This is a genomic window from Paracoccus cavernae (genome assembly GCF_042430175.1).
GTDB classification, from domain to species: Bacteria; Pseudomonadota; Alphaproteobacteria; order Rhodobacterales; family Rhodobacteraceae; genus Paracoccus; species Paracoccus cavernae.
Map to the genome: position 1 here is coordinate 2,501 of NZ_JBHMDZ010000030.1, position 3,103 is coordinate 5,603.

Below are 3,103 nucleotides of genomic sequence, written 5' to 3' on the forward strand. Positions count from 1 at the left end.
GATTTCCGAATGGGGCAACCCACCTGATACTCAGTTATTGTTATCTTCGGATATCAATAACCGGGTTAACCAGGTACTTTTAACCTGAATACATAGGGTTATTAGAGCAAACCCGGGGAACTGAAACATCTAAGTACCCGGAGGAAAGGAAATCAACAGATACTCCCCTAGTAGCGGCGAGCGAACGGGGACCAGCCGAGCTGTGAGAATGACTAGAATGGCATGGAATGGCCAACCAAAGAGGGTGACAGTCCCGTATAGGAAGTTTGATCGGACGCATTAAGTAGGGCGGGACACGTGAAATCCTGTCTGAAGATCGGGGGACCACCCTCGAAGGCTAAGTACTCCTTACTGACCGATAGCGAACCAGTACCGTGAGGGAAAGGTGAAAAGCACCCCGACGAGGGGAGTGAAACAGTTTCTGAAACCGGACGCCTACAAGCAGTCGGAGGAGCCTTTATTGAGCTCTGACGGCGTACCTTTTGTATAATGGGTCAACGACTTGGTCTATCTAGCAAGCTTAAGCCGGTAGGTGTAGGCGCAGCGAAAGCGAGTCTTAAATGGGCGACTAAGTTAGATGGATCAGACCCGAAACCGAGTGATCTAGGCATGAGCAGAATGAAGGTTAGGTAACACTAACTGGAGGTTCGAACCCACACCTGTTGAAAAAGGTCGGGATGACTTGTGCCTAGGGGTGAAAGGCCAATCAAACTCGGAGATAGCTGGTTCTCCGCGAAAGCTATTTAGGTAGCGCCTCGGACGTATCCTCTTGGGGGTAGAGCACTGCATGGATGATGGGGGCCCACAGCCTTACTGAGTCTAAGCAAACTCCGAATACCAAGAAGGACTATCCGGGAGACACACGGCGGGTGCTAACGTCCGTCGTGGAGAGGGAAACAACCCTGACCAACAGCTAAGGCCCCCAATTCGTGGCTAAGTGGGAAAGCATGTGAGACTTCCAAAACAACCAGGAGGTTGGCTTAGAAGCAGCCATCCTTTAAAGATAGCGTAACAGCTCACTGGTCTAATTAAGAGGTCTTGCGGCGAAGATGTAACGGGGCTCAAGCCACGAGCCGAAGCTTTGGATGCACGTAAGTGCGTGGTAGCGGAGCGTTCTGTGATATAGAACGCTGCCTCCTTAGTATCCTCGGATACATTGGAGGCAATGTTCTGACTGTGAAGCCGGGCTGTAAGGCATCCGGTGGAGTGATCAGAAGTGAGAATGTTGACATGAGTAGCGACAAACAGGGTGAGAGACCCTGTCGCCGAAAGTCCAAGGGTTCCTGCTTAAAGCTAATCTGAGCAGGGTAAGCCGGCCCCTAAGGCGAGGCCGAAAGGCGTAGTCGATGGGAACCAGGTTAATATTCCTGGGCCAGGAGATGGTGACGGATCCCGAAGGTAGTTCATCCTTATCGGATTGAATGGGCTGCTTAGGGGTTCCTGGAAATAGCCCTCCACAAGACCGTACCCTAAACCGACACAGGTGGACTGGTAGAGAATACCAAGGCGCTTGAGAGAACCACATTTAAGGAACTCGGCAAAATACCTCCGTAAGTTCGCGAGAAGGAGGCCCCGTTGGCAGGCAACTGTTGGCGGGGGGCACAAATCAGGGGGTGGCGACTGTTTACTAAAAACACAGGGCTCTGCGAAGTCGTAAGACGACGTATAGGGTCTGACGCCTGCCCGGTGCCGGAAGGTTAAAAGGAGGAGTGCAAGCTCTGAATTGAAGCCCCGGTAAACGGCGGCCGTAACTATAACGGTCCTAAGGTAGCGAAATTCCTTGTCGGGTAAGTTCCGACCTGCACGAATGGCGTAACGACTTCCCCGCTGTCTCAAATGTGGACTCAGCGAAATTGAATTGTCTGTGAAGATGCAGACTTCCCGCGGTTAGACGGAAAGACCCCATGCACCTTTACTATAGCTTCGCACTGGCATCAGGATTGTGATGTGCAGGATAGGTGGTAGGCTTTGAAGCAGGGACGCCAGTTCCTGTGGAGCCATCCTTGAGATACCACCCTTCGCACTCTTGATGTCTAACCGCGGTCCGTTATCCGGATCCGGGACCCTGCGTGGTGGGTAGTTTGACTGGGGCGGTCGCCTCCCAAAGAGTAACGGAGGCGCGCGAAGGTTGGCTCAGACCGGTCGGAAATCGGTCGTTGAGTGCAATGGCAGAAGCCAGCCTGACTGCAAGACTGACAAGTCGAGCAGAGACGAAAGTCGGCCATAGTGATCCGGTGGTCCCGAGTGGAAGGGCCATCGCTCAACGGATAAAAGGTACGCTGGGGATAACAGGCTGATGATGCCCAAGAGTCCATATCGACGGCATCGTTTGGCACCTCGATGTCGGCTCATCTCATCCTGGGGCTGGAGCAGGTCCCAAGGGTACGGCTGTTCGCCGTTTAAAGAGGTACGTGAGCTGGGTTTAGAACGTCGTGAGACAGTTCGGTCCCTATCTGCCGTGGGTGTAGGATACTTGAGAGGAGTTGCCCCTAGTACGAGAGGACCGGGGTGAACGTTCCACTGGTGGACCAGTTGTCGTGCCAACGGCAGTGCTGGGTAGCTATGAACGGACAGGATAAACGCTGAAGGCATCTAAGCGTGAAGCCCCCCTCAAAACAAGGTATCCCTTGAGAGCCGTGGAAGACCACCACGTCGATAGGCCGGAGATGTAAGCACAGCAATGTGTTCAGTTGACCGGTACTAATGGCTCGATTGGCTTGATTTGATCCGGAAGAAGGCAGACCAGTACGTGAAAAACATTCGCGGAAAACCCTTCCTCCAATGCATCCTTGGACATCGTATCCCGCTCGCGGGAAACGCCGATTGCTTCTTTCCTGGTCTGGTGGCTTTAGCACGAGCAAAACACCCGATCCCATCCCGAACTCGGCCGTTAAGTGCCGTTGCGCCAATGGTACTGCGTCTCAAGACGTGGGAGAGTAGGTCACCGCCAGACCTGGAAAGAAGCAAATAATTCTCTCAAAACGATAACAATATACCGCGATCAAAACACCGAACGCGCATGGCGCGGGGTAGAGCAGCCCGGTAGCTCGTCAGGCTCATAACCTGAAGGTCACAGGTTCAAATCCTGTCCCCGCAACCAATA

1 tRNA gene and 2 rRNA genes (1 of these 3 only partly in view) are annotated in these 3,103 nt (G+C 53.2%); all 3 read left to right on the forward strand.

Features of this window, described 5'->3' with window-relative positions:
- A 23S ribosomal RNA gene (locus ACFFUC_RS12575) occupies positions 1-2,725 on the forward strand; it begins 109 nt to the left of the window's first position.
- Between the two features lie 113 nt (positions 2,726-2,838).
- Positions 2,839-2,953: ribosomal RNA gene (gene rrf / locus ACFFUC_RS12580) — 5S ribosomal RNA — on the forward strand.
- 70 nt (positions 2,954-3,023) lie between these two features.
- A tRNA-Met gene (locus ACFFUC_RS12585) sits at positions 3,024-3,100 on the forward strand.
- Positions 3,101-3,103: the final 3 nt, after the last annotated feature.